The following is a 26,000-nucleotide window of genomic DNA, read 5'->3' on the forward strand; positions in this document are numbered from 1 at the left end:
ATTACATCTCTCCCTTAAACGCCCTATCCAGCACGGACGGTAGCAACGCGGACAATTCCTCCCCCGTAGCGGACTGTAACTCCCGCAGCGACGCCAGCCGCGCTTGGACACTATCAAGATACGCCACGATACGCCGCTGTTCGTCGAGCGGGGGAACGCGACAAGGTAATGATGCAACAATTTTGGAATTTACACCTTCTCGTGTAGCACCACGTATCTTATCGCCTAATTTAGTTTCTATATCTTCTGATGCTCGTATAAGCCAATGAATATATCTTGGTTCTGCTTTTGTTTTATCCAGAGCAACACGAATCAAATGATAGTTATAAATCCAACCTTCCGCTTCTTTAGGAACAACACAACAACGTCCGACGGTTCCCATTCTTGCAAAGAGAATATCGCCTTCTTGGGCAGCAAAGCGAGCAAGTTGTTTTGCCTTTGCTTTGCTGATAAATTTCAATTTATTGCGAGTTTCCAAACCAGTGAATTGAACGTTACCAATTGTGATAACAGGATGCCCGCTTTCAATAAAATCGCCAGAACCTAATTGAGCACCAAATGGTCCTGTTTGAATTCCATTTCGTGTTTGGTCAACTAATTCACCAAGTTCAATTATTTCAGCGTCAAGATTTGCAAATATTTTTCTTGCTGTTGCAAACGCAAGTATTTCTGTTTCTAAATCCGCTTCTTCTCTCAAAGACAGTGCGTTTGCGACAAGGGCGGAAGTAGTTTCGACGTACTCAACGATTCGGCGTTGTTCATCCAATGGTGGAAGAGGAATTTCAAGTGAGAGAAACTTTTCAGCAGAGATAGACTCCCGTCTTGCTCCAATACCACGTGATTTTCTTCTTAATTCATCCCAGACTTTTGATTGGCGGCAATACCATTCAAAGTATCGAATATCTAATTCCTTTGGATTCGCTCGAAATGTTGGAAAAACAGGGGATAAAAACATCCCATTGAAATTTTCGGTAACACGAGCCAATGCGCCTTCCCAACCTTTTGGCACGCTAATAACAAACATATCTTTATGAAGACGGTGAAAGAATTTGTAGGTTGTTTGAGTGTTCGGTAATGCTTCTCTTTTGAAAAGTCCACGTGCGAAGCTATATACACCTGCCATTTGAAATTCTGATTGAGAGTTAACTGGCACGGCATCAATTTCAAGCCGCATTACTTTGCTGAGTTCGACAGTTTGCCAATCGTTTGTCATTACAACCCCTTAGCCAATAAACTCTTGATATCATCCATCAACTCGGCAATCTGTTTCTCTTTGACAAGGATGCTCTCCGCCAGTTCTTGTGGCGGTAGATGTGCCAAATCCTCTTTACTGTTTGGATTCTTAATATCGAGATTGGCTGAAAGCAGATTTTTATTCTCGTCATATTTCAAAACATCATCGGCGCGTACCTTCCACGCGTGTTCGTTTTCCTCACGCGCATCCCACCATTCAATCAGCGGCGCAAACTCCTCGAACTGCATTGGGCGTGTCTTGGTATAGTTCTTCACGCTTTCGGGGAGAGTATGCTCATAGAACCATATATCAGTTGTCGTCAGGTCCTTCGACTGCGCTGCGCTACGCTCAGGACGAACGAAGAAAAGCAGATTGGTCGGGATACCCGTATAAGGCGCAAAGACTCCGTTTGGCAGGCGGACAATCGTATGCAGGTCAAAGTTTCGCAGCAGTTGCTCCTTGATGCGCGCCGAAACGCCGTCGCCGAATAAAAATCCATTGGGCACCACCACGCCGCAGCGCCCGCCGTGTTTCAGCGAGCGCATCACGAACTGCATGAACAGCAGGGCGGTCTCGCTGGCGCGCAGCGACTCGGGGAAGTTCAACTGAATGCCCGCCTCCTCCTCGCCGCCGAAGGGCGGGTTGGTCACGATCACGTCAAAGCGGTCTTTCTCCCCGATCTCGTTCAGCGGGTTCTTCAAGGCGTTATCGCGGCGGATGTTCGGATTCTCGACGCCGTGCAGCAGCAGGTTCATCGTCCCGAGCAAATACGGCAGCGGCTTCTTCTCCACGCCGTACAACGTCTCGCTCTGCAACTTGATCTGGTCTTTGGAATTCTTCGCCAGCGGTTTGAGATATTCATACGCCTCGACTAAAAATCCGCCCGTGCCGCAGGCGGGATCGAGAACGGTCTCTCCCAGCCGCGGCTTGGTTCTGTCTACGATCAGTTTTACTACGGGACGGGGTGTGTAAAACTCCCCGCTATCGCCCGCCGCGTCGCGCATCTCCTTCAGCATCGACTCATACAAATGCGCCAGCGTGAAGATCTCATCCTTCGATTGAAAGTGGATTCCATCCACCAGGTTGACCACATCCCGCAGCAGATAGCCCGAGAGCATGCGGTTGTACGTTTCCTTGAAGACCTCTGCCACCTTCAAGCGTTCATCCGACCCCGAAAGTCCGCGCAACGCAGGCAGTAAGCCATCATTGACGAACTTGATCAAATCCTCGCCCGTCGCCCCCTCATTCTCATTCGACGCCCAATCCCGCCAGCGATACGGTGGCGGAATAATCGGCTTATACTTCTGCCGCGTCGCCTTCGCATCCTCCTCCCGCCGAATCTCCAAATCGTCATAACACTTCAAAAACAAAATCCACGACAACTGCGGCAACCGATCCAAATCCCCATTCAACCCCGCATCCTTCCGCATGATGTCGCGGGCGGATTTTATGAGGGAAGAGAGGGATGCTTTTGAATTTTGCGATTGTGGTGTTGGTTTCTTTGGCATTTTTCCTGTTTCATTCCAGACCCTAAGGGTTTTTGCGAAGCACCCCCGAAGTGTAACGGAGGGGGCAAAACCCTTAGGGTCTTTATATTAGATTTCAATCAAAATCATCTTCCGCAAACCACTTCGCCTGGGCATCTGTCACCCATTCATTGTGGAGTGATAGATACTCATCCCTTGTCCCAAACCATTTCATTACTTCATCGCGGTTGATGATTGTGCGCTTATCCGTCAATATTATCCCATACGACGAATACTTCCAGTCCCGAAAATCTGCTACAAACTTATGCTTCTGCGGGTTTTGGTGAATGTACGCAATCACATTCCAAAACTGCCTGTCACTCGTAATCGGCACCCGCCCAAAAGGATGCTGGAATAAACTTCCCGTCCTTCCATACGCCTTATTGATTGTCTTGGCATAGGCATTGAAGAAATTGGAAAACTGGTCGCTTATATATTTCGACCCTAAACCTTCAGACCCTAAGGGTTTTCTCGCCCGACTTACTTTCTCGTTTGGAAGAGTCACTTGCCCATCCTGATCACTGTTCTCGAAAGAAACCCTTAGGGTCTCTAATATCTCGTTTTCAGATTTTGTCCTAACCGAAACATGAAAATGGTTTCTCAACAGGGAATAGGCAAACAAATCGCAAACAGGCGTGATGTGTCTCTCGAAAAGCTTCAAGAACAGATCGTAATTTCGTTCCTCAATAAATATATTCTCGCCATTCACACCGCGATTGTAGATGTGATAGTAAGTGTCATAAAGAAGTGGGGCAGGGCTGGTCATATCTTGTTTTAGACCCTAAGGGTTTTCTCAACTAACCTTCGTTTCAACTTGCAAAGTTCCCTTGCTCGACAAGACGACTGATTGCAGACGAAACCCTTAGGGTCTTTTTGGAATCATTCATACAAAAACTTCTGCAACTCATCCACCGCCTGCAGCATCTTCTCCGCCCCGCCGAATAACTGGTAAATCTCGTAGGTCGAGCCATAGCGGTCAAACGGCGAGACTTGCAACACGCGCGGCAACTGGTCAAACTCGCCAACCCCATAATCCGCATACTTCTCCAGCAGGGTTTCCAAAATCTCCCTTGCCGCGGGCGTAAACGTATTAAAGAAATTAGCCTTCTTCTGGCGCAACATCTCAGCCCGTTCACGGCGCGTTACCAGCGGAGCGTTATATGCCACATGCAACAGCAAATCGAGTGCATCAGCATCTTCCTGATGCACGACATGCGCAAGGTGGTCAGGGTCAATGCCGCGGGCGCGTAATTGGTTCAAAATCTCTATCCGTTGTTCCGCCTTCGACCAACTCTGCTTCAAATGCTCTGCTGTCAAATTCAAGCGGCGGATATTCTCAGTTACATAATCCGTGAATTGAACCGTCTTGAGTACATTCCCTTCAGGGTCAAGTTCAAAGGCCTGCTCGCCCGCGATGTAGACCTGCACATTATCGAGATAATACTTGCGCGGCAGTTCGCCAAGACGCATTTGAATTTCTCGAACAGCCTCTTCTTCCTTATTCTCGACCTCAGGCTCCAGTGTCCCTTCTTCGCTATCTTCGATCTTTGTCTCATTGCCGTCTTTGTCAATCTCGGATTTCATCACCCGCACAGGGTCGCCGTCAAAGGCAGGGTCATAGAACAACTGCGTCGCACCCACATAGTCAATGATCGTGAACCAGAATTTGTTATGCTCTTCCGAAACCCGCGTCCCGCGCCCAATAATTTGCTTGAAATCAATCATCGAATTGATTGGCTTGAACAAAACAATATTGCGACAGGTGGGAGCATCCACACCCGTGGTCAACATCTGCGACGTGGTGAGAATAACAGGCACTTCCTTCTCAGGGTCCTGAAAGTTATCCAAATGTCCGCGACCGACTGCCTGTTCGTCGCTTACCACCCGCGCAACATAATGCACGTGAATTTTCGACAAGTCGGCATTCAAGTTGTTCAACGCCTTGCGCATGTCCAATGCGTGTTCCTGGTCAACACAGAAGACAATCGTTTTATCAAAGCGATTGGTTCGTTTGAGATATTCCGTCAAATGCCTTGCGACAACTTCTGTGCGGGAAAGCAAAGATATAAGTCGCTCAAAATCTTTTGTCCCGTACAAATCAGGTGGGATTTCACGCCCAAAGCGATCCAACACGCCGGGGTCAATCTGAAGTCCGCTCGCATCCACATCGGGGATGACACGATACACCCGATAGGGAGCAAGAAAGCCATCGTCAATGCCTTGTTTCAGGCTATACGTGTATATCGGGTCGCCGAAATAATTATACGTATCTACGTTATCATCTCGCTTGGGCGTGGCAGTCATGCCAATTTGCGTTGCCGAGTCGAAGTAATCCAAAATCTTGCGCCAACTGCCTTCTTCGTTGGCAGAGCCCCGATGACACTCGTCCACAATGATCAAATCAAAGAAGTCCTTGGGATACTGTTCGTAAAGATTGTTGCCCGTAATGGGGTTTGCCAAAGCCTGATATAACGAAAAGTAAACTTCGCGGCTCTTGGTTGCCCTGCCTTTTATCTTGTGCAACGCCTGTCCCATTGGGGAGAAAGTATGGTCTTTGGCCTGGTCTATCAAGACATTGCGGTCTGCCAGATATAAAATGCGTTTCCTGCGCTTCGATTTCCACAACCGCCAGACGATTTGAAACGCAACAAAGGTCTTGCCTGTTCCTGTTGCCATTGTGAGCAGAATGCGGTTTTGCCCCTCCAGAACGGCATTTACAGTCTTGTTAATGGCAACCTGCTGGTAGTAACGCGGCGACTTCCCGCCCACTTCTTCCCAATATTGAGACAATGCATCAGTCTCATCTTTTTCATCTTCAAACTTGAAGGTACCTTTGAGTCTTCCCCATAATTCATCAGGCGACGGAAACGAGTCCAAATCACGTTCCATCCCCGTAATAAAATCATGTTCTACAATTCCCTTGCCATTGCTTGAATACGCAAATTTCAGCCCCATCATTTCTGCATATTGAATGGCTTGCTGTAAACCTTTGGCGGGGTGGGCGTATTCCGCTTTCGCTTCCACAACCGCGATGGGAATATTTTGCCGAATGAACAAGGTGTAATCAGGGCGCAAGCCTTCCTTGCGTGTGTGCCTGTCACCGATGGGCACGATACGCCCGGGCGTCAACACCATCTGCTCGGAGATGTATTCATCCTCCCAACCAGATGTATGTAATTTGGGGACAATATACGTTCTACAGGTATCGGCTTCTGTTGGCATGGGGCAACCCCATTTAATTTCTCCAAGTATACCCGACCTGCTTTTCATGGCTTGGCCTGTTTCAGCTGCCTGAGCCTTCTTTCCTTGGATGGGCCGCTCCCAAGGCTGAATGTGCGCCCTGCAAATCAAATTTTGCCAGAGTGACAAACCGATTTTTGCATCCTGCGAACGAGAGGTGACATCCGCCGCATACCCCCACCGCTGGCGGTAGCCCTTACGAAGCATCTACGAAGGAAGTACGAAGGATGTGCATAGGATGTACGAAGGCAGGTTTCCCCGTGTGTATGGAAGCACCCCCCATATCTTGCCCTGGGTGCAGGATGCTTCGCGGCCCTGTCCCGCCTCCCGCAGGATATAATTGCGGACAGGGCAATGCTCGATTTCATTTGAGGATAAGAATGCAGAAAAAAGCGGTTTTGTTTGGACTATTTGCCGGACTATCGTTTGGAATAGCAACTCCTGTAAGCAAATTACTTTTGGATTCTTTAAGCGGTTATATGTTGGCGGGGTTGTTGTATTTCGGCGCGGCGCTGGTGTTCCTGCCGTATATGGTCAAAAATTTCAGGGCGGATTTTCGCCCGGCTTTGCTGAAAAATAATGGTCTGAAATTACTGGGAATAATCACGTTCGGCGGTATATTGGGTCCCCTGTTTTTATTGGCTGGCTTAAATAACGCAAATTCAACATCGGTTTCCATCTGGTTGAATTTCGAACTTGTAGCCACTGCGCTGTTGGGTGTGCTGTTTTTTAAGGAACATTTATCAAGATACGCGCTGTTGGGTGTTTTGTTTACCATATTGTCGGGGATACTCATCTCCCTTAATGAAGATGTGACCGGTTTGAAGGCGGGAATATTTGTCATGATTGCCTGTATTTTTTGGGGATTGGATAATCATTTGACTGCTACCGTGGATGGCATCTCGTCGCAGGCAACGACGTTCATTAAGGGGTTGGTGGGCGGCACGGTCAATGTTGTCCTTGCCGTTGTGTTTTCCAACCCGTCAGATTTGCTGCAGAGCCAGGCGGCGCTGGCGGTTCTTCTGGGAATGGTATCGTACGGCATTAGTATTGTTCTTTATGTTTCAGCCTCACAGATCATAGGGGCAACGCGCGGACAGATATTGTTTAGCGCTTCGCCGCTTTGGGGGATCACTGGAGCTGCTATATTTCTGGCAGAACCAGTAAATTGGACAACCTTAGCGTCGTTTGTTTTGTTATCCATAGGTGTTGTTTTTTCAAATGTCAGGGGGCATACTCATGCTCATTCCCACATGGTGATTCAACACATTCATCTCCATACGCACACGGACGGCCATCATTTTCATGAGCATGGAAATCCAGCCAAAGAAGCGTCGCATATCCATATTCATTCGCATGGGAAACTGCATCATGGTCATGATCATTTTCCTGATTTGCAGCACAGGCATGACCACTAAAAGGGGATGCCTGCGGGCGTGTGGCAGCCGCTTGCAAGTTTTTTTGCCCGGTGCGCCGGGCTTTAAGTCCGAACCTCAGAAATGCGAATTGCGCTTTGTGAATTACGATATAATCCCCCCACAATGACCGAAGGCACACTGCTCAACGACCGTTATCAACTGCTGGAAAGGCTCGGCTCCGGGGGCATGGCGGAGGTCTACCGCGCGCGCGACGTGGTGCTCGACCGCTACGTTGCCATCAAGGTCCTGCGCGAGGATTATTCGGACAACGAGGGGTTTCAGAGCCAGTTTCGCCTGGAGGCGCGCGCCGCCGCCAACCTTTCGCACCCGAACATCGTCACCGTGCATGATTTCGGTTTTGCCGATCACCTGCTCTACATCGTCATGGAATATATCCCCGGCAAGGACTTGAAACAACTTATCCGCGAACGCGGACGCTTCACCGTGCAGGACGGAATTCCGCTGCTCACACAGGCCTGCGCGGGTATCGGGTATGCCCATCGCGCCGGACTCGTCCACTGTGATGTCAAGCCGCATAACATGCTGGTTGCCCCGGACGGCCGCCTCAAAGTGACCGACTTTGGCATTGCGCGCGCCCTCGCCACCATCGCCCCCACAGAGCGCACGGATGTTGTCTGGGGATCGCCGCTTTACTTTGCTCCCGAACAGGCCGCAGGGGAAGCGCCCACGCCCGCCTCGGATGTCTATTCGCTTGGCGTTGTGCTGTATGAAGTGCTGAGCGGCACGCCGCCCTTCACCGCCTCCTCCGCCGATGAACTTGCGCGTTTGCACATTTCCGCGCGCCCCGTTCCCATCCGCGAATATATCCCGGACATCCCCTCCACGCTCGAAGAGATCATCATGAAGGTGATTTCCAAGGAACCCTCCGCGCGGTATCGCACCGCCGATCAGCTCGGGCGCGTCCTGTTGAAATTTGGAACCCAGCCCGACCCAAAACCGGCGCCGCTCTCCACCTCCCCGTCTGTGATCACATTGAATCCTGAAGTTGCCGGGCGGCTTGCGCCTCAACCTGCACCCGTGCAGGATTTTCCTCCCCAACAGACGCCTCATCCCCAACCCGCGCCTGCTTTTGCTGCGGAGAGCGAGTCCCCCGCCGAGGACATCGACTGGGTCTCCGTCGGCCTTGGCTTGCTTGCCGTGCTGGCGGTCGGCGGACTGATCCCATTCTGGTTGATGATCTACCTGACCTACAATCCCCCGGTTCGGTGACCTCCCTGCGACGCCGCACCCATATCCGGGCATATATTCGCGGCGTTGTTTTTCGAACCCATCCTATGAATCAATTCATCCTCGCCCCCTCCATCATTGCCTCGGACTTCACCCGCCTTGCCGAAGAGGTTCGCGCCTGCGAATCTGCCGGCGCAGACTGGCTCCATGTGGATGTGATGGACGGGCACTTTGTGCCGACCATCACCGTCGGTCCGCTCTTTATGGAAGCCTGCAAACGCGCATCCAAACTTCCATTGGACGTGCATCTGATGATCTCGGAGCCCGAAAAACATCTTGAAGAGTTTGCAAAAGCGGGGGCGGGGAATATCACCGTCCACGTTGAGACCTGTCCCGATCTGGGCAGCGTTGTAAAAAGGATCAAGTCACTTGGCTGTACGGCGGGCATCACGTTACACCCGGCCACACCCGCCTCGGCATTGGATGCGGCGCTTCCATTGGCTGACCTGGTCCTGGTCATGAGCGTGAACCCCGGCTACTCGGGTCAAACATTCATGCCCGCGATGATCGGCAAGGTGGAGGAAATTCGGAACAAACTGAACGCGCTTCGTTCCAACGCGCATCTCGAAGTGGATGGGGGTATCAATATGGAAACCCTGCCATGGATGAAAAACGCCGGTGCAAACGCATTCGTGGCTGGCAGTGCCGTATTCAAACACCCGCGCGGAGCCGCGGCAGGGGTGCGGATTTTAAGAGAGATTGCATCTTCATAATCTGTGCTCCCTTCCCCTTTTGGGGCAGGGTTGGGGATGGGACTTGACATTAAAACAAAAATCACGGCGCGAAATGCGCCGTGACCCTTGATGCGAATGGAGGAACGAACCTATGTCGCAGATTTGCCGAGCGTCTTGATGCACTTGGCGCACAGCGTTTTCCTGACCATACGACCCTTTTCCATCACGGAGACCTTTTGCAAGTTGGGTTTGAACTTGCGGTTGGTGGCGTGCTGGGAGAAGGAACGGTTATGTCCGAAGGTGGTTGCCTTGCCGCAGTGATTGCACTTAGCCATTTGAAGAGATTCCTTTCCGTACAATGATTCCAGACCAATTGCCCCTTTTTGAGGGCAGGGCATTTTACCATACAACGCAACCAACTTCAAGTTAAGCTGTTAAAATAGGAACAGGAAAACACAAACCAGGTCTGGGAGCTTGTACGGAGGGTGGCAGCCTTCCGAGACCTTAAAGGATGAGGAACCCATGGGCGAAGAAACTACATCTTTGGGCGGGATCCATATCTCGCCGAATGCGGTGGCGACGATTGCGTATCGTGCCACTCTCGAATCGTACGGCGTGGTTGGGCTTGCGCCGAAAAACCTTGCAGACGGGATTGTTTCGCAGATCACACGCGAGCCTTCCCGCGGCATATCCGTCCATTACAAGGACGGCGAGATCCATATTGATCTTAACATTATCGTCGAATACGGCACGCGCATCACCTCGGTTGCCGAGAGTGTGGCGAATACCGTGCGCTTCCATGTGGAAAAGGCGCTGGGCTTGCGGATCAATTCAGTCAATGTGCATATCGCGGGTCTGCGCATCAGCGACACGGATTAGGAGACCAGCGACTCATGGCTATTGATACCGCACGTGTCGAAAAACTTCGCAGGCGGCCCATTGACGGGCCTGCCATGAAACGTCTCATGGACGCAGGCTTGACCTGGCTCCGCACCAACCAGCAAATCGTCAACTCTTTGAATGTGTTCCCCGTCCCCGACGGCGACACCGGCACGAACATGACCCTGACCCTGCAATCGGCGTGGAATGAAATAAAGGATCTGGGCACGCGCAATCTTGGTGAGATGGCGGCGGCGGTTTCCAAGGGTGCCTTGATGGGTGCGCGCGGGAATTCAGGTGTGATCACCAGTCAGATCCTGCGCGGTTTTTCGCGCGGCGTGCATGAGAAGGCCGTGCTCGATAAGGAAACATTCGTCAAAGCGCTGGGCGAGGCGCGCGACACGGCGTACAAGGGCGTTGTCCGCCCGGTGGAGGGGACGATCCTGACTGTCATTAAGGAAATTGCTCTTGCAACAGAAGCAGCCCTCGGGTCCGCAAAGGATCCGATCGAAATCCTGGAGATTGCGGTCAGGGCGGCGGATGAAGCGGTCAAGAAGACCCCCGATCTGCTCCCGGTCTTAAAACAGGCGGGTGTGGTGGATTCGGGTGGGAAGGGCCTGTTCTTTATCCTGGAAGGCATGCTGCGGCACGTGTACGGCGAGTCGCTGGAAACGCCGACGATGAGCGTACAGCCGATGTCTGCGATGAATTTGCAGGGCGCGCTGGAGGAAGTGGAGGAGGGACAGGATTACGAAGTGGTGGTGGACTTCGTGCCGACCGGCGAACTGGATTTGGGGTCGTTCTACGGAAAACTCGAGGAGATGGGCACATCCATTCAGGTGGGCGAAGGCGAGGGGATGTATCGCATGCACATCCATGTGCCGACGGAAAATCGTTATACGCCGATCGACTACATCATGGGCATTGGCACGGTGACGAAGGTGGCCATCGAAAACCTGCTGGCGCAGATGGATGACATCCAAAAAAGCGCGCAGATCAAATTTACGCCCGTCGAGCCTGGCAATATTGCGGTGGTGGTCGTTTCACCGGGACAGGGCTTAAGCAAGATCTTTGCCAGCCTGGGGGTTGCGGCGGTGGTGGCTGGCGGGCAGACGATGAACCCGTCTACGCAGGATATTTTGGCGGCGTTCGAAAACCTGCCGACCGACAAGGTGATCATTCTGCCGAATAATAAAAATATCATCATGGCGGCGAACCAGGCAAAGGAAGTGACCGTGAAGAACGTGCAGGTCGTTCCGACCCGCACCGTCCCGCAGGGACTTGCCGCGATGTTGTCCTACATGCCGGATGGGGATGTGGAGGATACCGCAAAAAAGATGAACCGCGCCATGAGCGCTGTCAAGACCGGCGAGATCACCGTCGCCACCCGCTCGGTGGAAATTGACGGTGTGACGGTTAAAGATGGCCAGGTCATTGCGTTGTTGGACGGTAAACTGGTTGTCTCGGCCGAGTCGGTCGAGCAGGGCGTGATGGACCTGCTCGAAAAAGCGGAAGCCGCCGGGCATGAGATCGTCACACTGTTCTATGGCGAAGGCATGACCCACGCGGAAGCCAATCATGTTGCGGATGATATCCGCGAGAAATATCCCATGCTCGAAGTGGAATTGCAGGAGGGTGGACAGCCGCACTATCAGTTCATTATTTCGATTGAGTAATCCATGTCATTGAGAGGAATGGCACGGAGTGCCGCGACGACGTGTGCCACGCAGTGGTAGGCAATCCAGCCGCCAGGAGCAGCTTGCTTCGTGCCTGGTTTCGATATGGACTTCGTCCTGCTCAACCGACGGCACTCACAACGACATGGATGAATCAAAAACGGGCGCACATTGCGCCCGTTTTTTCGCCAGCCAGCTGGCTCCATATTTACTCGCCTGTGGAACCCCTCTGCGTGATCAACTTGTAGATGCTCTTCACGATCTCGATCAGCGTGCCGAAGATGGCCAGTCCGAGCACGATGCGGATGCCGTTCTGCGCAAGCTCGCCGAGTTTTTGAGCCGCATCTGCTTCGAAGATACCAGTGGCCTGCAGGGTTTCTGCGTTGACTGCCAGAATGGAGGGACCTGTAAAGAGGAAGTAGAGGATCACAGCCTGGAAGATCTTGATGCCGATGGAGACCAGCCGGGTGGGGAGGTTCCAGCGTCCGGTGCGGATCAGCATGCCATTGAGGATGATCTCCGCCACCCAGCCGGCGTTGATCCATGGAAGCCAGCGGAAGAACGCATCCGTCAGGGCGGGGATGAGGGTGACGTTCTCGTCAACAATGAGGGGGATGACAAGCCACTGCGGGTTGAAGTTGAAGATGCTGATCGCGATGAAGGTGAACACGATCGCAAAGATCGGCTCCCAGATCTTCACTTCGTCCGATTCGGGTTCCTTCTTCAGGGAGGCGGGATCCCATTCCTTTTCCTCATCCATCTTGAATTCGGAGGCGGGTACATATCGTTCGAGGATGGCGAAGACCAGCACGATGTGTCCGAATGCGACGATGGCGGCGGAGACGATGCCTGTCAACCCATCCCAAATTGCCTTCACGAACTCCGGCCCTGCCATGGAGGGTGCGATGGCGGCAACTTTGATGCCCGTCAGCACCAGCAGGACGATGGTCACAACGCTGATGACGATCTTCAGCACCGTCACAAAGAATGGGAACAGGCGCGGTCCGATCAAATAGGGATGCGGGTTATACGTCTGCGCGACGGTTTGTGGCGCGCCGTATTCCTTGAGCAGTTCGATCTCCATCGCCTCATCGGCGGGCCGCCCCGCTTTTTGGGCGCGGTCTTCGAGCATATCCTCCAGCGTCGAGCGCAATTCGTTTTCCATATCCTTGCGTCCCTTCACCAGCGGCAGGTTTTTGCCGACTTCGGTCACGTAACGATCTATTAATTTCATTTCATTCTCCTTTTGTTCTTACGCCAGCATCTTGTTCTTACGCCAGCATCCTGTCCATCACGGACACGATCCCAGCCCATTCTTTTTTCAGTTTCGGCAGGAGTTTCTTCCCCTCCGCACTGATGACGTAGTAGCGGCGCGGGCGCGACTCTTCCAGTTTCCAGACCGATTCCAGCACTCCCTGCGCCTCCAACCGGCGGAGAAGCGGATACAACGTCCCCTGATCCACTTCCAGGCCCAGGTCGGAGAGCTGCTTCAGCAGGGAGTAACCGTACTGTTCGGTTCCCAACTGGCTGAGCGCCGCAAGCACGATCACCCCGCGCCTCAGTTCCAGGACAACATTTTCGAGCGATTCTGTGTTTGCCATATCTCAACCTTTACCGCATTATACTGTGCAGTCTACAGTATGTCAAGGGGGAAGTATCAGGTGACAGTCACCCCGGAGATGCTTGTCACCCGAATCGTGTTAAACTTCGCCCATGAAACTGGGAATCGTCACAGACTCGACCTCCGACCTGCCCGTCTATCTCCTCGAACAGTATGAAATTCAAGTCGTCCCTTCCATCCTCGTTTTGGAGGGAAAGGAATACAAGGACGGGATCGACATCACCCGCGAGGACTTTTACAGCCGCCTGCCCGCGCTTCGCACTCCGCCGACAACTGCCGCCCCGTCTATCGGAGATTTCCTCACGCCCTATCAGACCCTGCTCGACTCAGGCTGTGACCATATCCTTTCCATTCACGCCGCCGCAAAATTGACGACCATCATCAATGCGGCACGCCAGGCGGCACAGGAATTCCCCGGCAAGGTCACCTGCGTGGACAGCGGCTCGCTTTCGATGGGATTGGGCTTTCAAGTGCTCGCGGCGGCCGAAGAAGCAGAACCCGGCTTGAAGTCCGCGCTGGAGGCGATTGAATCCACAAGGAAAAGAGTACAGGTCTTTGCCGCCTTGGATACGATGGAATATCTTAAGCGCAGCGGACGTGTCCCCGGCCTGGTGGCAAATCTGGGCGGATTGATGTCCATCAAACCGATGGTCGAGTTGCAGGATGGCGAGGCGAAACCCATCGGTGCGGTGCGCACGAACAAACAGGCCGACGAACGTATGTTGAATTTATTGCTTGAGATCGGGGAGATGGAGCGCCTTGCCATCCTGCACACCAATGCCGAGCCGCGTGCAAGGGACTTGCTGAATGAGTTGATGAAAACCGTGCGCATGTCCGTGCCGAGGGATATCCTGTTCGTGAACGTGACCGCCGTGATCGGCACGCATCTCGGTCCGAACGGCATCGGCTTTGCGGTTGTAAGGAAGTAACCTCTGCCCATGATAAAATTGACCATATGCAACCATCCCTGGAAAAACTTCGCAAATTCTTTCGCCTCGAACACGAAAACAAATATCAAAATACCGCCGTCATAGGCGGACTTGCCAGCATGCTGGATTATTGGGAGGGCGAAGCCCGCGCAGACGGGATCACGGAAGAGGTGATCCAGGCTGTTGTGGCGCGTTTGCGCTCCTATGAAAAAATCAGCCCGGATGGACGGGCGGAATCGCTCAAGGGACTGTGGAAGCGCATCGGTGAAACCTACCCCGAGGCTGGGCAAAAGCCGAAGGGGCAGGCCCAGCCTCCCCGTCCGCAGCGAAGCGAGACGGGAGCGAGTCAAAGCGTGGAAGCACCCGCATCCGCTCCCCAGCAAAATCCGCCGCGCCAGCAATCCCAACATAAACAAAGACCGAATCCCGCGCCGCGGTCTGAATCGGTGGCGGGCGCAAGGCACAGCCAGACTCCTGCCGCGCTCAACGCCGCGTTGACCGTCCTGCAAGGCGTGGGGCCGAAGAATGCCGAGTCTTTGACCAGGCTGGGAATGCAAACACTGGGCGACATGTTGTACTACTTCCCGCGCCGATATGAGGATTACAGCCAGCTCAAGCCGATCCAATCGTTGATGTATAACGATGTGGTCACGGTGATCGGCACGATCCAAAGCGTGCATAACCGCCCGATCCGCGGCGGCCGGCAGAATATCATCGAAGTCATCATCAGCGATGGAACAGGCTCGCTTCGCATTTCATTTTTCAACCAGCCCTGGTTGATGAACCGTTTCAAACAGGGCGATGCGGTTTCCGTCTCTGGAAAAATCGACCAGTATCTTGGACGCATCGTGATGAACAGCCCCGATTGGGAGCCGGTTGAAGTTGAGAATTTGCATACCAATCGCATCGTCCCCATTTATCCGCTCACCGAACGCATCACGCAAAAATGGCTGCGCAATCAAATGAACAGCGTTGTCAGCTATTGGGCGCCCGCCGTTGTGGACGCGCTTCCCGATGCCATCAAACGCGCCGCCGGTCTCGTTTCGCTGGGCGAAGCGTTGACGCAGGCTCATTTCCCGGATTCGCAAGCCCGGCTCAAACTTGCGCGTGAACGGCTCGCGTTTGACGAAATCTTCTACCTGCAAATGGGTGTGCTTCGCCAGAAACGCGACTGGCAGTCTGCTGAAGGCAGGCGCTTCGCGGTCTCGGACGAGTGGCTGGGTACGAGGGTGGCGGCCTTGCCCTTCACTTTGACATCCGCCCAGCAAACCACGCTGGAGGATATTCGCACGGACCTGGACTCCGGCAAACCCATGAACCGTCTTTTGCAGGGCGACGTCGGTTCCGGAAAGACCGTCGTTGCGGCATTGGGTGCGAGCATGGTCGTCTCGAACGAGGCACAGGCCGCGATCATGGCTCCCACGTCCATTTTGGCGGAACAGCATTATCGCAACTTCATCAGTCTGCTGACAGGCGATGCCGGCATCCTGCAGGAGAGTGAGATCCGTTTGTTGGTGGGGGGCACGCCTGAGAGTGAGAAAGATGCGATCCGTCAGGGATTGGCGGACGGTTCCATCAAGATAGCCATTGGTACGCATGCTGTTATCGAAGGTCCGGTCCGGTTCAAGGATCTGCAGTTCGTCGTGATCGATGAACAACATCGCTTTGGTGTGGAGCAGCGTGCCGAGCTGCGCAGCAAAGGCACGAACCCGCACCTGTTGGTGATGACGGCGACTCCCATCCCGCGCTCGCTGGCATTGACCCTGTTTGGCGACCTCGATATTTCGGTGATGGATGTAATGCCGGCTGGCAGACAGCCGATAGCGACCCATGTGCTTCGTCCGCAGGAACGCGAACGCGCCTACACGATGATTCACGCGCAGGTGAAGAATGGCAGCCAGGCGTTCATCGTTTATCCATTGATCGACGAGAGCGAGAAGATCAACATCCGTGCAGCGGTGGATGATTTTGAAACACTTTCAAAGGATGTGTTCCCGGATCTGAGGCTTGGCCTGCTGCACGGACGCATGAAAGCCGGCGAAAAAGATGAAGTGATGCTGAAATTCCGCGACAGGGAGTTTGACATCCTCGTCTCCACCACTGTGATCGAAGTGGGTGTGGATGTGCCAAACTCGACCGTGATGCTCATCGAAGGCGCGGACCGGTTTGGCCTGGCGCAGTTGCATCAATTGCGCGGGCGTGTGGGACGCGGCTCGGTGGCATCCACCTGTCTGCTGATTCCCACGCATGAAGATGCAACCGAGAATGACCGTCTGCAGGCAATGACGGCCACCAACAATGGTTTTGAACTTGCCGACCTCGATCTGAAGCTGCGCGGACCGGGCGAATTTTTGGGTACGCGCCAGGCCGGGTACGCATCTTCCCTGAAGATGGCAAGTATCACGGACGTGGCGCTGATCGAAAAAGCCCGCGAACAGGCACAGTCCCTTTTTGAGCGCGACCCAGAATTGAGCCAGCCCGAACACGCCCTGCTCGCCGAATCCTTTGAACGATTCTGGCAGGGTACTTCGAGTGATGTATCATAATTAATTCTGTAGGGCTGCAGCGTCGCTGCACCCCTGCAATGATATTGGAGAAACATGGTTAGAGCCTTATTCCCCGGCACTTTCGATCCGATCCATTACGGTCATATTGACATTGCTTCACGCGCCTCGAAGTTATTCGATGAAATTGTGATGGCCGTCTATGATAAACCGTTGAAATCATTGATGTTCGAACCCGAAGAACGCATTTCCCTGGTGTCTGAAGCCTTCAAGGGTAACCCCAAGATCAAGGTCACAGGCTACAGCGGACTGACGATTGATTTCGCCCGCGCCATTGATGCACAGGTCATCGTCCGCGGCCTGCGCGTTTTTTCCGATTTTGAGTTCGAGTTCCGCATGGCGCTGGCGAACCAACGCCTTGCAAAGGATGCCGTGGAGACCGTGGCGCTGATCACAGCCGAACAGCACACCTTTCTGTCATCGTCCACGGTGCGCGAGATCGCCACACTTAATGGCGATGTCTCCAGCATGGTCCCGCCGTTTGTCGAAAAAGCCTTGAAGGGCAAGGTGATTAATATGGGAGAGCAATCTCCCCCGAATGCTTTGCGCGATTAATCTGTGCTAGAATTAGGGAAACACTCTTGATTTTACGAGTTTTCTATGGACATTCTGCAACTCATTGACCGCTTGGAAGAACTCTTCAACGACGCAAAATCCGTGCCGTTCACGAACAGCGTCTTCGTGGATGAAGACCGCATGTTGGAATTGATCGACCAGATGCGCATTGCCATCCCTGAAGAAGTGAAGAAGGCCCAACAGGTCGTTGCCCAGCGTGACCGTGTCATGGCGCAGGCGCAGGAGGAGGCCAACCGCACGTTGCAGCTTGCGCGCGATAAGGCCGACCAGATGATGCAGAAGGACATGATCGCCCAGGAGGCGCAGCGCCGTGCAGACCAGATCATTGCCCAGGCCCGTGCCGAAGCTGAAGCCACCCGTGCCGACGCCGATAACTATGTCCTCGACACGCTCATGCAATTGCAGGACCAGATCGCCAAACTAGGCAACCAGGTTGGCAACGGGATTCGCATGGTGCAGGAAGACCAGATGCGAAAAACATCAACCACCAGCATCGCGGATGGTGTGGAAAAATAAAAAGACATCTCCGTCCATCTGGACGGAGATGTCTTTTTATATGCCCATATGTTTCTTTCCTGTTTTCTTTAGGTATAATCCTGGGAGAGGTTTCCCGGCATCCAATCTTTAGAGAGAGTTCAACCCGCCCATGTCCCCGAAATGGCAAACCCCAACCAAATATATCGTCCTGCTATTGGTCATCGTGGCGGTGATTGCCACGGTCAACTTTGCGCGCCCATTGATCGGACCGCTGGTTATCTCCGCTCTGCTGGCATTCGTCCTTACCCCGCTGGTGGAAAGGCTGGCCGCCCATCGGCGGTTGCAGCGTAATACTGCCGTCCTGATCGTGTACCTGTTATTTATTGCATTGTCGATCGCCATCCCTTCGAGCATTATCCCGTTTGTCATTCCCCAGTTGTTGAACCTCTCGTTCGATCTGCTTGAAATCGAACAGCAAATTGAGGCGTTCTTTAACCAGACAATATCCATCGGCGGTTTTTCATTTTCAATGCCCGCCCTCATTCCTCAAGACCTCAACCAGCTGTTGGAGGATTTTATCCTTCAGATATCCAGCGGAGCGTTTAACATGCTGGGCACAGTCACATCCAACCTTGCATGGCTGCTTGTCATTCTGGTGGCAACATTCTATTTTCTCAAAGACAGTGCGCGCCTGTCAAATTGGATGATCGGGCTTGCGCCGCAGGCATACCAGGAGGATATGCGCAAATTCCTGGCACAAATGAATCGCATTTGGGGCGCGTTTCTGCGTGGTCAGTTGATTCTGGTGCTTATAATTACCCTCTCCACCGCCATCTCCATGTCAGCGGTTGGGTTAAGAGGCGCGATTGGGATAGGCATTCTTGCAGGCATATTGGACCTCATCCCCTCGCTCGGTCCGCTGGTGGCGGGCGTGATCGCCGGGCTGATCGCCTTGATCTTCGGCTCGTCCTACTTGAGTATTTCTAATTTGATTTTTGCCATCATTGTGGGTGTCATTTTCTTTGTTATCCAGCAGGTCGAAAATATATGGCTGCGTCCACAGATCATGGGGCAAACGCTCCGCCTGCATCCCGGGCTGGTATTCGTTGGCGTGATCGGCGCACTGGCGTTGTCCGGAATACTGGGTGCGCTCGTCATCATTCCCCTCATGGCGACCATTGGCGTGCTGCTGAAGTACATCCAGGCCAAACTGCGTGACGAACCACCCTGGCAGGATGACATCATCCAGCTGGTGGAAAAACCGATCCGCACGAAACGCGAAATGAAAAAGAAGACATCCCCGCCAAAATGACGGGGATGTTGTTTACTTAGGCGCTTCCTTCTTCGGCCATGAACCTGCGTGCCGGTTCCCGAACCATTGCCAGGCTGACGAAGAGCCCTGTGCCCACCAGCAGTAACCCAACCCCAATAATCGTCATGGACATGTTGAACACATCCGCGTAGTTCACACCGCCCCACGTGTGCGTGGCTGCCATCGTGTGTTGGATGGTCAGTGTGAGGATGCCAAGCATGATCGCCGCCGCGCCGCCCGCGGGCAGGTTGCTTTTTGTTTTACCCTTCGTGAAATCCACGCCCTGCCAGATGAAGGGGATGCGCAAGAGCAGGAAGATGACCAGCGTCAGGACGGTAATGTATACCACCGCATCCACCGGCATGGACGCTCCGCGCAGTGCGCGCGAGGCCATGATGTGCATGAAGCCGATCACCGTACCTGCGATCAACGCCTGCATGCTCATCTTGTAGGCATCCGAGGCTCCCTTCACGAGCTTGATGGTTGCCCAGATGCCCCACACGCCGAGGACGATGCCGAAGAGCACGAAGAGGATGTACAACCATTGGAACGGGGCGAGTGCTGCCATGCTCTCATAGTTGGTGGGGAAGAGCGCGGCGCAAGTCGTGCCGATGCCGCCGAGCAGGGTGAAACCGCCCGTCAGTCCCATTAGCAGGATGCCGATGAAGCGCAGGAACTTTGCGAAGAAACTGTTTGTGGACATTGTTTACTCCTTTCGTAGAAAAAAACAGGTCACGCTTCATGCGTGACCTGTATGTCATCCAAATTTGAAACCTGCCACAAAGAATGCGGTTGTCAGCAGTAACAGGGTCGGAAACAATCTCAAAATCGTTTCTCTCGACAGGATCGGTTTGCCTGTTTTCAGGAACGATAACAGCAAGCCGCCGACGCCGATCAGCGCGCCGCCGATACCGACAAGCGAAAACAGCGGCGGAGCATTTCCCTGAATGGACAGGATGATGGGAAGCAGGAAAATGGTCAAACCTGCGATGCCGTGCGTAACCGCCAGCACGAAGACAGGGAATTTGTTTTGCATGGGAATCGAGCGGGTCAATGTCACGGCGAGGAAACCGATGATGGTGAAGAGCAGGTACGGGGTCCGAAGCGAGGCGAGGTGCTGCCAGATCAATCCCAGCGAGAGGGCAAGCGGAATGATCGTCGAGACGATGACCACGATGGGTGAGTCCAGCACCTCGAATCCGAGGATGAAAATCAATAATCCTGCGATCAGTAAAACGCCAAAGCCGATGGTGTAGGCGATGATGGGCAGGGTATCGAAACCGTCTATGCCGACTGAGACCTGGTACGCGGCAAGGATGCCCGTGAGCAGGAGCAGAATCCGATCGGAAGGGGATAGTTTCGTCACATGGCCTCAAGCACAACCAAAATCATCGCGGCGAGCATGTAGATGGATGCGTATTTGAACAAACCGAAGTTGACACGCTCGGAGGGGCGGAGGGTCATCACAATGGCAAGGATGAGCAGGCCGGCGGAAAGTACGCCGAGCAGGCGCAGGAAACCCCATGCCATGCCAATGCCGTAGCCTGCGACGACCATCGCCGCCGCCGCCAGCAGGGATGAAATGGCAATAGTGGCGCGGGTGGCGGTCAGGCCATACGTGGAGGGGAAGGTCGGCACACAGGCGTCGGCGTAGTCTTTTGCGAATTTCATACTGAAGGTCAGCGTGTGGGTGGGTATCCAGAACAGGACGCCAAGCGCGAGCGTGAGACCGACCCAGTCCACTGCGCCGAGACCGAGCGCGCGCCCCGCGAGAATGGGCATCGCGCCCGAAATGCCGCCCCAGACGATGCTCCACGCGGTGCGGCGTTTGAGCCACATGCTATACACGACCACGTCGAAGAACAAGCCAGCAAAGACGATGAGACCGTACAACGCATCCATCGCAGCCGCCCAGCCGACACCGATAACCGAAAGGATCAATCCCACGCGCAGGACTTCGTTATCTGTGAGCAGACCCGATGAGGTGGGACGTTTCTGCGTGCGCCCCATTTTGGCGTCGATGTCGCGGTCCCACCACATGTTGAGGACGGTGCTGCCTGCAATTGCGAGAAAGAGGCTCCCAGCCAACCCAAGGATCATGCCGATGTTGAAGACAGGACAACGCGCGCTCATGTAACCCGCCAACCCTGTGGACAGCAGCAAACCTGATTGCAACGGTTTGGTCAGCGACCAGTAGGCTCTGATTTTGGATTTCAGGTTTCCCCCTTTCGGGGACCTCGCGATTTTCGACTGAGCGGCGTTGGACATGGGATACTCCTAATTTGATCCTCGCGATTCGATACCGGTACAGGCAGTCATTTTAACCGAATATCGAATCCAGGCACAATTAACGCGCACAGCGGAACCCGACCTGCGGACTGTAATGCTGGGGTCCCGCGCTGTTGAACTTCCACACGCGCAGGTCAACTTCGTACGAGTAGAAACTGCCGCCGCGCATGTGACGGTAGTGTTGTTTGGGATAGTCATCGCCCGTCCACTGCCAGACGTTGCCCGCCATGTCGTACAGTCCGTAAGGGCTGGCGGAATCCAGCGTGGTGTAACTGCCGTCTTCAAGGGTGTACGTGTTGCCGTTATAAAAACCGACAGGCGTGGTGTTACCCAGTTTGCCGAACATCTTCACGAACAGGTCGAACGATGAATAATAGTTGGCGTTGTTGCGTTCGATGTGCGTGCCCCAGGGGAAGGGCAGTCCGCGCCCATCCACCAGTTCCGTGCCGCGCGCGGCTTTCTCCCATTCGATCTCGCTCGGCAGGCGCCACCCGTAAACTTCGCAATAGGCGTTCGCGCCGAACCATGTCACCATTGTGGCGGGATGGTTGCTGTATTCATGGATGGCGTGGAAGGTCTGACCATCGAACGTGACGCGGACCCCATCCGCTTCGTTGGGGAAGAAGAGTTTGTCGCCGGGCTTGATCTGCTCTTCGTGCTTGTATCCGTCGTAGGGATCGCCCGGATAAAAACCATGCGCTCCGACCTCGACCCAAACCTGCTCGCCAGTCTCAACCTCCACCTCGCCCACGCGGATCACACCTGCCGCCAATGCTTCGTTCAGGAATCGGGCGTATTGCTCATTGGTGACGGTCGTGACCATCATCTCGTAATCGTAATCCACGTCCGTGATGTGGTCGTGCTGTCCGTAGGGGAAAGCCCCAGCGGGGATCAATGCCCAGGATTCGGGATCAATTCCCGTGCCCACGTAGGGAGGCGTGATGGCACCAATGCTTGGCGCGGGGGCGCAGGAGGCGATCAGAATTAATGTCGTTGCGAGGGCGATAGCCCGAAGCAACCTCCCGTTTGAAGAAGGGGGCTGCTTCGCGAGAACTGCTCGCAGCGACATGATGATGCGCTTCATTTCTCCACCTCCTTGAGGGTTTCTTCAAGTTCCTTCAATTTTCGTTTTTGCTCCTCGATTTCAGCCTGGGCGGATGACTTTCTTTCCGCGTTGTATTCCTGCCTCCACCAACCTTTTGCCTGAAGCAGGTCGTATAAACGCCAGAGCATGAAGACCGCCAGCACGACCAGCACCAACCCCAGACCGATGTCGGTCAACAGCATCGTCCAGTTGACGACGTTCTGCTGTTCGGCTTCGGTGACGAACAAACGCTTCATCGAGAAGACCGTCACAGAGGCGAAGGCGATGTTGGACATGATGATGACCGTCCAGCCGAACCATTTGCGGGCTTTGCCTTTCAGTCCCGAAAGATCGGCGAAGTAGAACAGGATGATGGTGGCGATCAGGCTGGCGAGGATGTGCCAGTGTCCCGTCAGGATGATGCGTTCCTCCCGATGGGGCCAAACGCGGAAGATCTCGGTCAGTTTGACCGCCATGAAGATCCCCACCCCGCTGACGGTGAAGTTCATGAAGACCATCTGCCAGCCCGGTCCAAACTTGATCGGGTCGCGCAAGAGGGCTTTGAACTTTTGCCAGCCTGTTGGCCTGACGATGTCCGCTGTGCCTTCTTTGATGAGCATGTCCCACGAATAGATGACAAACATCAACGCTGCCAGCATCACACCAACCGAACCGACGTAAATGGTGGTGTGTGCCCACTCGACCCAAACGACCGAGAGCGCGCCAAAGGTGATGATGATGGTGCCGAAAATCATCAGTGGCATGGCGATGCGATGTAGGATTCCTTTGAATTTCAACCAGCGACCAACTATCAGTGTGATGGCAACTGCAACCAGGGTCAGCATGATATGCAGGTGACCGATGATGGCTTTTTGCAGGAACGTCTTGAATGGGTTGCGGATCAGGTCTTCCGCCAGGAAGGTCTCATGTCCGTTTCCCCAGTAGGAACCAGTTACCGCACCGAAGGAGGCGGACAGCAGGGTGGAGACTGCCATTACAAAGAAGGCGGTTCGCTCCAAATCAAGCCCGCTTTTGGTCTGGGCGTAGGGAGAGTCTGCAGGCAGACGGTATTCCTTCCGCCAGGGAAAGAGCGCTGCCGAGAGCAGGATGCCTGCAAAGAAGACCAGAGACTGCCCCAACAGGAACAAGCCGTGATAAATGAAGTTGTGTCCCCAGTAGGCGAACAGCAAGCCGAAAACCACCGCTGTCAGGTAACCGACGGTCATCGTGCCGTTGATGATGACCTGCTCGTAGCGTTTCATCGGGAGTATCTCGGTCATGAAATAGACCTCAATGGCGACGATGGTCATGGCGATGGTGTGATACAGCATGATGATGCGCCCCTCGCGCGCCGCCTGCACCAGTTCCATTTTCAATACCCTCACAACAACGTCGCGGATGCCCCATTCGACCATCGGACCCGAAAGCGTGCCAAAGATGGCGGTGATGAGGGAGACCACTGCTATGGCGACCAGCGTCAATCCGCGTGTGGAGCGGAAAAGATAATCCAACCGGTTTCTGACAAATTGCATGAAAGTTCCTCCTGGGTGGAAGTTACAGACCTGTGAGAAAAATATCACAAATCAGCCTAAACGTCTTTGACAAAAGACAAATCATTGTTCCCTGCCCCTGTCCCGGAAGGGGCAGGGAAATTTACCCTTTTTTCGCGAAACCAGTTGCGAACGCGCCTGTCATCAGGAAGAGCAGGGGGGTGAGGATCATCATCACAAAACCCGGGCTGAAGAACAGCAATTGCGCGCCCATCGAAATGAACGCCAGTGCAATCCCGCCCAAGCCGATCAACAAGCCGCCAATGCCGACCCACCAAAAACCGTTTGGTGCCCCCTTGGCATAGAACGGACCCAAAAAGATCACAAGTCCCGCCACGCCATGAAAGAGTGGCACAGCGATCTTCTTCAACGCGTCCATGCCGCCGATGCTGGTCACGGCAATTGCCAGGAAGCCGACCGCCGCAAACCATTTAAAGGCTTTCTTCCACTTCGGGAAGTACTCCTCTGCCAGTCCCATCGAAATGCCGAGCGGGATCAGGCTGGCGACAGTCAATACGTAAGGCGAAGCCAGGATCCCCAGGCCGAGGAAGATGAGCAACAGCCCCGAAACCAAAAGCACTGCAAAACCCATCAGATAATACAGATTGTGCAGCGCTTTGTGCAGGTTGTACCTTTGCCAAAAATACCAGCACAGGTACGCGGCGATCAAGCCGGTCAGCAAAAGGAACAGATTGTCGAGCGTGAACATGATATTCTCCTTGTTATTTACAGGTGGCAACTCCACGCGGTTACCTTTAGTGAATTATGGCACAAATAATACACAGTTTCTGTGACATATATCACATGTTTGTTTCACAATGTCCCTTTTCTTGATTCGACAAACACAACCGCTTCACGCCCGGCGTTTAGCCTGCCAGCCATGCACAGGTTTTTTTCTACGCGCCGGCATTCAACGCTTCGATCATTTTTCGCGTGGACGGAAGCAGAAGATAAACGAGTAATCCAGTGCTCATGACCGGCGCAACCAGGAACATGGAGAAACGTCCCTTGACGATCACATCCGTCACGCCGACGGGGAAGCCGCCAAACATGGACATGGCAGTTGCAAAGATGCCCAACGGCAACGCCCAGGATTTTCCCTTCACCAGTGCGAAGATGAATACCGCCCAAGCCGCCGCACCCCACCAGTTGACCATCTGCGACATGGCATACATCGAACTGATGAAACCCTTGGCTTCGGTCTGGTGGCGGGAGATGGCGCCAACGCCGTCAATGAAGGTCAGCACGTACGCCAGTCCGCTGAAAAATGCCAGCGTGATGATTTTGCCGCTCACGCCGCCGATCAACAGCATCCCAAACCACAGCGCGAACGCGATGATGAACACCCACATGGTCGGTGCGGGCAAACCGATGCTGGACGGCGGGATGATGGGGAAGAAGCCCGCCAGGATTTGGATGGTCGCCGCCACTGTACCCCAGAACCATGCCCAGCCCGCCTTGTTCAGGAAACCGTACAGTACCATCACCCACAATGCGCCAGCCGCGACTCCCAGCCAGCCGAGTATGGCAAATACGATTTGCACCGTAATGGCTTCGTCGGGACGTTCTCCAGCCAGTTTTCCATCTATATTGACCTGGTAGATGCTCGCCATCAGAAACAGCACGAGCAAGCCGGTCAGAATGCCGACCACAGCCAGTATTGCGCCTAATTTATTGTTGCCTTTCATCGCAAACCTCCTTGC

The 26,000-nt window shown here is 53.9% G+C and carries 24 protein-coding genes; 10 read left to right on the forward strand and 14 right to left on the reverse strand.

From position 1 onward, the window contains the following. Position 1: 1 nt before the first annotated feature. From QY332_07355 to QY332_07370, 4 genes are all read right to left on the reverse strand, one after another. A complete protein-coding gene (locus QY332_07355) occupies positions 2 to 1,213 on the reverse strand; it encodes a restriction endonuclease subunit S (GenBank protein ID WKZ37748.1) in 1,212 nt (403 codons plus the stop codon). After that, on the reverse strand, positions 1,213 to 2,742 hold the full coding sequence (locus QY332_07360; protein ID WKZ37749.1) for a class I SAM-dependent DNA methyltransferase: 1,530 nt from the start codon (positions 2,740 to 2,742) through the stop codon (positions 1,213 to 1,215). Before QY332_07360 ends, QY332_07355 begins: the two co-directional genes overlap by 1 nt. Positions 2,743 to 2,836: 94 nt before the next feature. Further along, on the reverse strand, positions 2,837 to 3,526 hold the full coding sequence (locus QY332_07365) for a hypothetical protein (protein ID WKZ37750.1): 690 nt from the start codon (positions 3,524 to 3,526) through the stop codon (positions 2,837 to 2,839). A gap of 113 nt (positions 3,527 to 3,639) precedes the next feature. Then, a complete protein-coding gene (locus QY332_07370) occupies positions 3,640 to 5,982 on the reverse strand; it encodes a DEAD/DEAH box helicase family protein (GenBank protein ID WKZ37751.1) in 2,343 nt (780 codons plus the stop codon). Between the two features lie 398 nt (positions 5,983 to 6,380). On the opposite strand from QY332_07370, the gene QY332_07375 reads away from it, so the two are divergent. From QY332_07375 to rpe, 3 genes are all read left to right on the forward strand, one after another. Next, a complete protein-coding gene (locus QY332_07375; GenBank protein WKZ37752.1) occupies positions 6,381 to 7,418 on the forward strand; it encodes an EamA family transporter in 1,038 nt (345 codons plus the stop codon). 123 nt (positions 7,419 to 7,541) lie between these two features. Continuing rightward, on the forward strand, positions 7,542 to 8,648 hold the full coding sequence (locus QY332_07380; GenBank protein ID WKZ37753.1) for a protein kinase: 1,107 nt from the start codon (positions 7,542 to 7,544) through the stop codon (positions 8,646 to 8,648). A 65-nt stretch (positions 8,649 to 8,713) separates the two neighbouring features. Beyond that, complete coding sequence (gene rpe, locus QY332_07385; protein ID WKZ37754.1) at positions 8,714 to 9,379, forward strand: ribulose-phosphate 3-epimerase; 666 nt, start codon at positions 8,714 to 8,716, stop codon at positions 9,377 to 9,379. Positions 9,380 to 9,489: 110 nt separating this feature from the next. On the opposite strand, the gene rpmB is transcribed toward rpe, so the two are convergent. Beyond that, the gene (rpmB, locus tag QY332_07390; protein WKZ37755.1) at positions 9,490 to 9,675 is read right to left on the reverse strand and encodes a 50S ribosomal protein L28; all 186 of its coding nucleotides are present in this window, start codon (positions 9,673 to 9,675) and stop codon (positions 9,490 to 9,492) included. A gap of 187 nt (positions 9,676 to 9,862) precedes the next feature. Here rpmB and QY332_07395 point away from each other — a divergent pair, with 187 nt between their 5' ends. Both QY332_07395 and QY332_07400 read left to right on the forward strand, forming a co-directional pair. Next, a complete protein-coding gene (locus QY332_07395) occupies positions 9,863 to 10,219 on the forward strand; it encodes an Asp23/Gls24 family envelope stress response protein (GenBank protein ID WKZ37756.1) in 357 nt (118 codons plus the stop codon). A 14-nt stretch (positions 10,220 to 10,233) separates the two neighbouring features. After that, positions 10,234 to 11,895 carry a DAK2 domain-containing protein gene (locus QY332_07400; protein WKZ37757.1) on the forward strand — a complete coding sequence of 554 codons (1,662 nt, stop codon included), beginning with the start codon at positions 10,234 to 10,236 and terminating at the stop codon, positions 11,893 to 11,895. 208 nt (positions 11,896 to 12,103) lie between these two features. Here the strand turns inward: QY332_07400 and QY332_07405 are convergent, their stop codons facing one another. Next, positions 12,104 to 13,129 carry a hypothetical protein gene (locus tag QY332_07405; GenBank protein WKZ37758.1) on the reverse strand — a complete coding sequence of 342 codons (1,026 nt, stop codon included), beginning with the start codon at positions 13,127 to 13,129 and terminating at the stop codon, positions 12,104 to 12,106. Between the two features lie 37 nt (positions 13,130 to 13,166). After that, complete coding sequence (locus tag QY332_07410) at positions 13,167 to 13,496, reverse strand: helix-turn-helix transcriptional regulator (GenBank protein ID WKZ37759.1); 330 nt, start codon at positions 13,494 to 13,496, stop codon at positions 13,167 to 13,169. A gap of 112 nt (positions 13,497 to 13,608) precedes the next feature. Between QY332_07410 and QY332_07415 the strand changes: the two genes are divergently transcribed. The 5 genes from QY332_07415 (at position 13,609) to QY332_07435 (ending at position 19,374) form a co-directional block, all read left to right on the forward strand. Then, positions 13,609 to 14,445, forward strand: coding sequence for a DegV family protein (locus tag QY332_07415; protein WKZ37760.1), 837 nt, complete (start codon positions 13,609 to 13,611; stop codon positions 14,443 to 14,445). Positions 14,446 to 14,471: 26 nt separating this feature from the next. Further along, positions 14,472 to 16,991 carry an ATP-dependent DNA helicase RecG gene (gene recG, locus QY332_07420; GenBank protein ID WKZ37761.1) on the forward strand — a complete coding sequence of 840 codons (2,520 nt, stop codon included), beginning with the start codon at positions 14,472 to 14,474 and terminating at the stop codon, positions 16,989 to 16,991. A gap of 54 nt (positions 16,992 to 17,045) precedes the next feature. Next, the gene (coaD, locus tag QY332_07425) at positions 17,046 to 17,564 is read left to right on the forward strand and encodes a pantetheine-phosphate adenylyltransferase (GenBank protein ID WKZ37762.1); all 519 of its coding nucleotides are present in this window, start codon (positions 17,046 to 17,048) and stop codon (positions 17,562 to 17,564) included. Between the two features lie 45 nt (positions 17,565 to 17,609). Next, positions 17,610 to 18,101 carry a hypothetical protein gene (locus tag QY332_07430; protein ID WKZ37763.1) on the forward strand — a complete coding sequence of 164 codons (492 nt, stop codon included), beginning with the start codon at positions 17,610 to 17,612 and terminating at the stop codon, positions 18,099 to 18,101. 130 nt (positions 18,102 to 18,231) lie between these two features. After that, a complete protein-coding gene (locus tag QY332_07435; protein WKZ37764.1) occupies positions 18,232 to 19,374 on the forward strand; it encodes an AI-2E family transporter in 1,143 nt (380 codons plus the stop codon). 16 nt (positions 19,375 to 19,390) lie between these two features. Here the strand turns inward: QY332_07435 and QY332_07440 are convergent, their stop codons facing one another. The 7 genes from QY332_07440 to QY332_07470 all read right to left on the reverse strand — a co-directional run bounded on the left by QY332_07440 (position 19,391) and on the right by QY332_07470 (position 25,985). Further along, on the reverse strand, positions 19,391 to 20,077 hold the full coding sequence (locus QY332_07440) for a hypothetical protein (GenBank protein WKZ37765.1): 687 nt from the start codon (positions 20,075 to 20,077) through the stop codon (positions 19,391 to 19,393). Between the two features lie 54 nt (positions 20,078 to 20,131). Further along, the gene (locus tag QY332_07445) at positions 20,132 to 20,740 is read right to left on the reverse strand and encodes a hypothetical protein (protein ID WKZ37766.1); all 609 of its coding nucleotides are present in this window, start codon (positions 20,738 to 20,740) and stop codon (positions 20,132 to 20,134) included. Beyond that, complete coding sequence (gene cyoE, locus QY332_07450; protein WKZ37767.1) at positions 20,737 to 21,642, reverse strand: heme o synthase; 906 nt, start codon at positions 21,640 to 21,642, stop codon at positions 20,737 to 20,739. Before cyoE ends, QY332_07445 begins: the two co-directional genes overlap by 4 nt. A gap of 79 nt (positions 21,643 to 21,721) precedes the next feature. Continuing rightward, complete coding sequence (locus QY332_07455; protein ID WKZ37768.1) at positions 21,722 to 22,747, reverse strand: SUMF1/EgtB/PvdO family nonheme iron enzyme; 1,026 nt, start codon at positions 22,745 to 22,747, stop codon at positions 21,722 to 21,724. Further along, positions 22,744 to 24,279 (reverse strand): hypothetical protein, encoded by a 1,536-nt coding sequence (locus QY332_07460; protein WKZ37769.1) that lies wholly within the window; start codon positions 24,277 to 24,279, stop codon positions 22,744 to 22,746. Before QY332_07460 ends, QY332_07455 begins: the two co-directional genes overlap by 4 nt. A gap of 121 nt (positions 24,280 to 24,400) precedes the next feature. Beyond that, positions 24,401 to 25,006 (reverse strand): hypothetical protein, encoded by a 606-nt coding sequence (locus QY332_07465; protein WKZ37770.1) that lies wholly within the window; start codon positions 25,004 to 25,006, stop codon positions 24,401 to 24,403. 187 nt (positions 25,007 to 25,193) lie between these two features. After that, positions 25,194 to 25,985 (reverse strand): hypothetical protein, encoded by a 792-nt coding sequence (locus tag QY332_07470; protein WKZ37771.1) that lies wholly within the window; start codon positions 25,983 to 25,985, stop codon positions 25,194 to 25,196. Between the last annotated feature and the right edge of the window lie 15 nt (positions 25,986 to 26,000).

It is taken from the genome of Anaerolineales bacterium, assembly GCA_030583885.1.
Taxonomy (GTDB): domain Bacteria; phylum Chloroflexota; class Anaerolineae; order Anaerolineales; family Villigracilaceae; genus Villigracilis.

Coding starts and splice junctions, on each gene's coding strand:
- QY332_07355 (WKZ37748.1), bottom strand. CDS start 1,213: ATGACAAACGATTGGCAAACTGTCGAACTCAGCAAAGTAATGCGGCTT.
- QY332_07360 (WKZ37749.1), bottom strand. CDS start 2,742: ATGCCAAAGAAACCAACACCACAATCGCAAAATTCAAAAGCATCCCTC.
- QY332_07365 (WKZ37750.1), bottom strand. CDS start 3,526: ATGACCAGCCCTGCCCCACTTCTTTATGACACTTACTATCACATCTAC.
- QY332_07370 (WKZ37751.1), bottom strand. CDS start 5,982: ATGCCAACAGAAGCCGATACCTGTAGAACGTATATTGTCCCCAAATTA.
- QY332_07375 (WKZ37752.1), top strand. CDS start 6,381: ATGCAGAAAAAAGCGGTTTTGTTTGGACTATTTGCCGGACTATCGTTT.
- QY332_07380 (WKZ37753.1), top strand. CDS start 7,542: ATGACCGAAGGCACACTGCTCAACGACCGTTATCAACTGCTGGAAAGG.
- rpe (WKZ37754.1), top strand. CDS start 8,714: ATGAATCAATTCATCCTCGCCCCCTCCATCATTGCCTCGGACTTCACC.
- rpmB (WKZ37755.1), bottom strand. CDS start 9,675: ATGGCTAAGTGCAATCACTGCGGCAAGGCAACCACCTTCGGACATAAC.
- QY332_07395 (WKZ37756.1), top strand. CDS start 9,863: ATGGGCGAAGAAACTACATCTTTGGGCGGGATCCATATCTCGCCGAAT.
- QY332_07400 (WKZ37757.1), top strand. CDS start 10,234: ATGGCTATTGATACCGCACGTGTCGAAAAACTTCGCAGGCGGCCCATT.
- QY332_07405 (WKZ37758.1), bottom strand. CDS start 13,129: ATGAAATTAATAGATCGTTACGTGACCGAAGTCGGCAAAAACCTGCCG.
- QY332_07410 (WKZ37759.1), bottom strand. CDS start 13,496: ATGGCAAACACAGAATCGCTCGAAAATGTTGTCCTGGAACTGAGGCGC.
- QY332_07415 (WKZ37760.1), top strand. CDS start 13,609: ATGAAACTGGGAATCGTCACAGACTCGACCTCCGACCTGCCCGTCTAT.
- recG (WKZ37761.1), top strand. CDS start 14,472: ATGCAACCATCCCTGGAAAAACTTCGCAAATTCTTTCGCCTCGAACAC.
- coaD (WKZ37762.1), top strand. CDS start 17,046: ATGGTTAGAGCCTTATTCCCCGGCACTTTCGATCCGATCCATTACGGT.
- QY332_07430 (WKZ37763.1), top strand. CDS start 17,610: ATGGACATTCTGCAACTCATTGACCGCTTGGAAGAACTCTTCAACGAC.
- QY332_07435 (WKZ37764.1), top strand. CDS start 18,232: ATGTCCCCGAAATGGCAAACCCCAACCAAATATATCGTCCTGCTATTG.
- QY332_07440 (WKZ37765.1), bottom strand. CDS start 20,077: ATGTCCACAAACAGTTTCTTCGCAAAGTTCCTGCGCTTCATCGGCATC.
- cyoE (WKZ37767.1), bottom strand. CDS start 21,642: ATGTCCAACGCCGCTCAGTCGAAAATCGCGAGGTCCCCGAAAGGGGGA.
- QY332_07455 (WKZ37768.1), bottom strand. CDS start 22,747: ATGAAGCGCATCATCATGTCGCTGCGAGCAGTTCTCGCGAAGCAGCCC.
- QY332_07460 (WKZ37769.1), bottom strand. CDS start 24,279: ATGCAATTTGTCAGAAACCGGTTGGATTATCTTTTCCGCTCCACACGC.
- QY332_07465 (WKZ37770.1), bottom strand. CDS start 25,006: ATGTTCACGCTCGACAATCTGTTCCTTTTGCTGACCGGCTTGATCGCC.
- QY332_07470 (WKZ37771.1), bottom strand. CDS start 25,985: ATGAAAGGCAACAATAAATTAGGCGCAATACTGGCTGTGGTCGGCATT.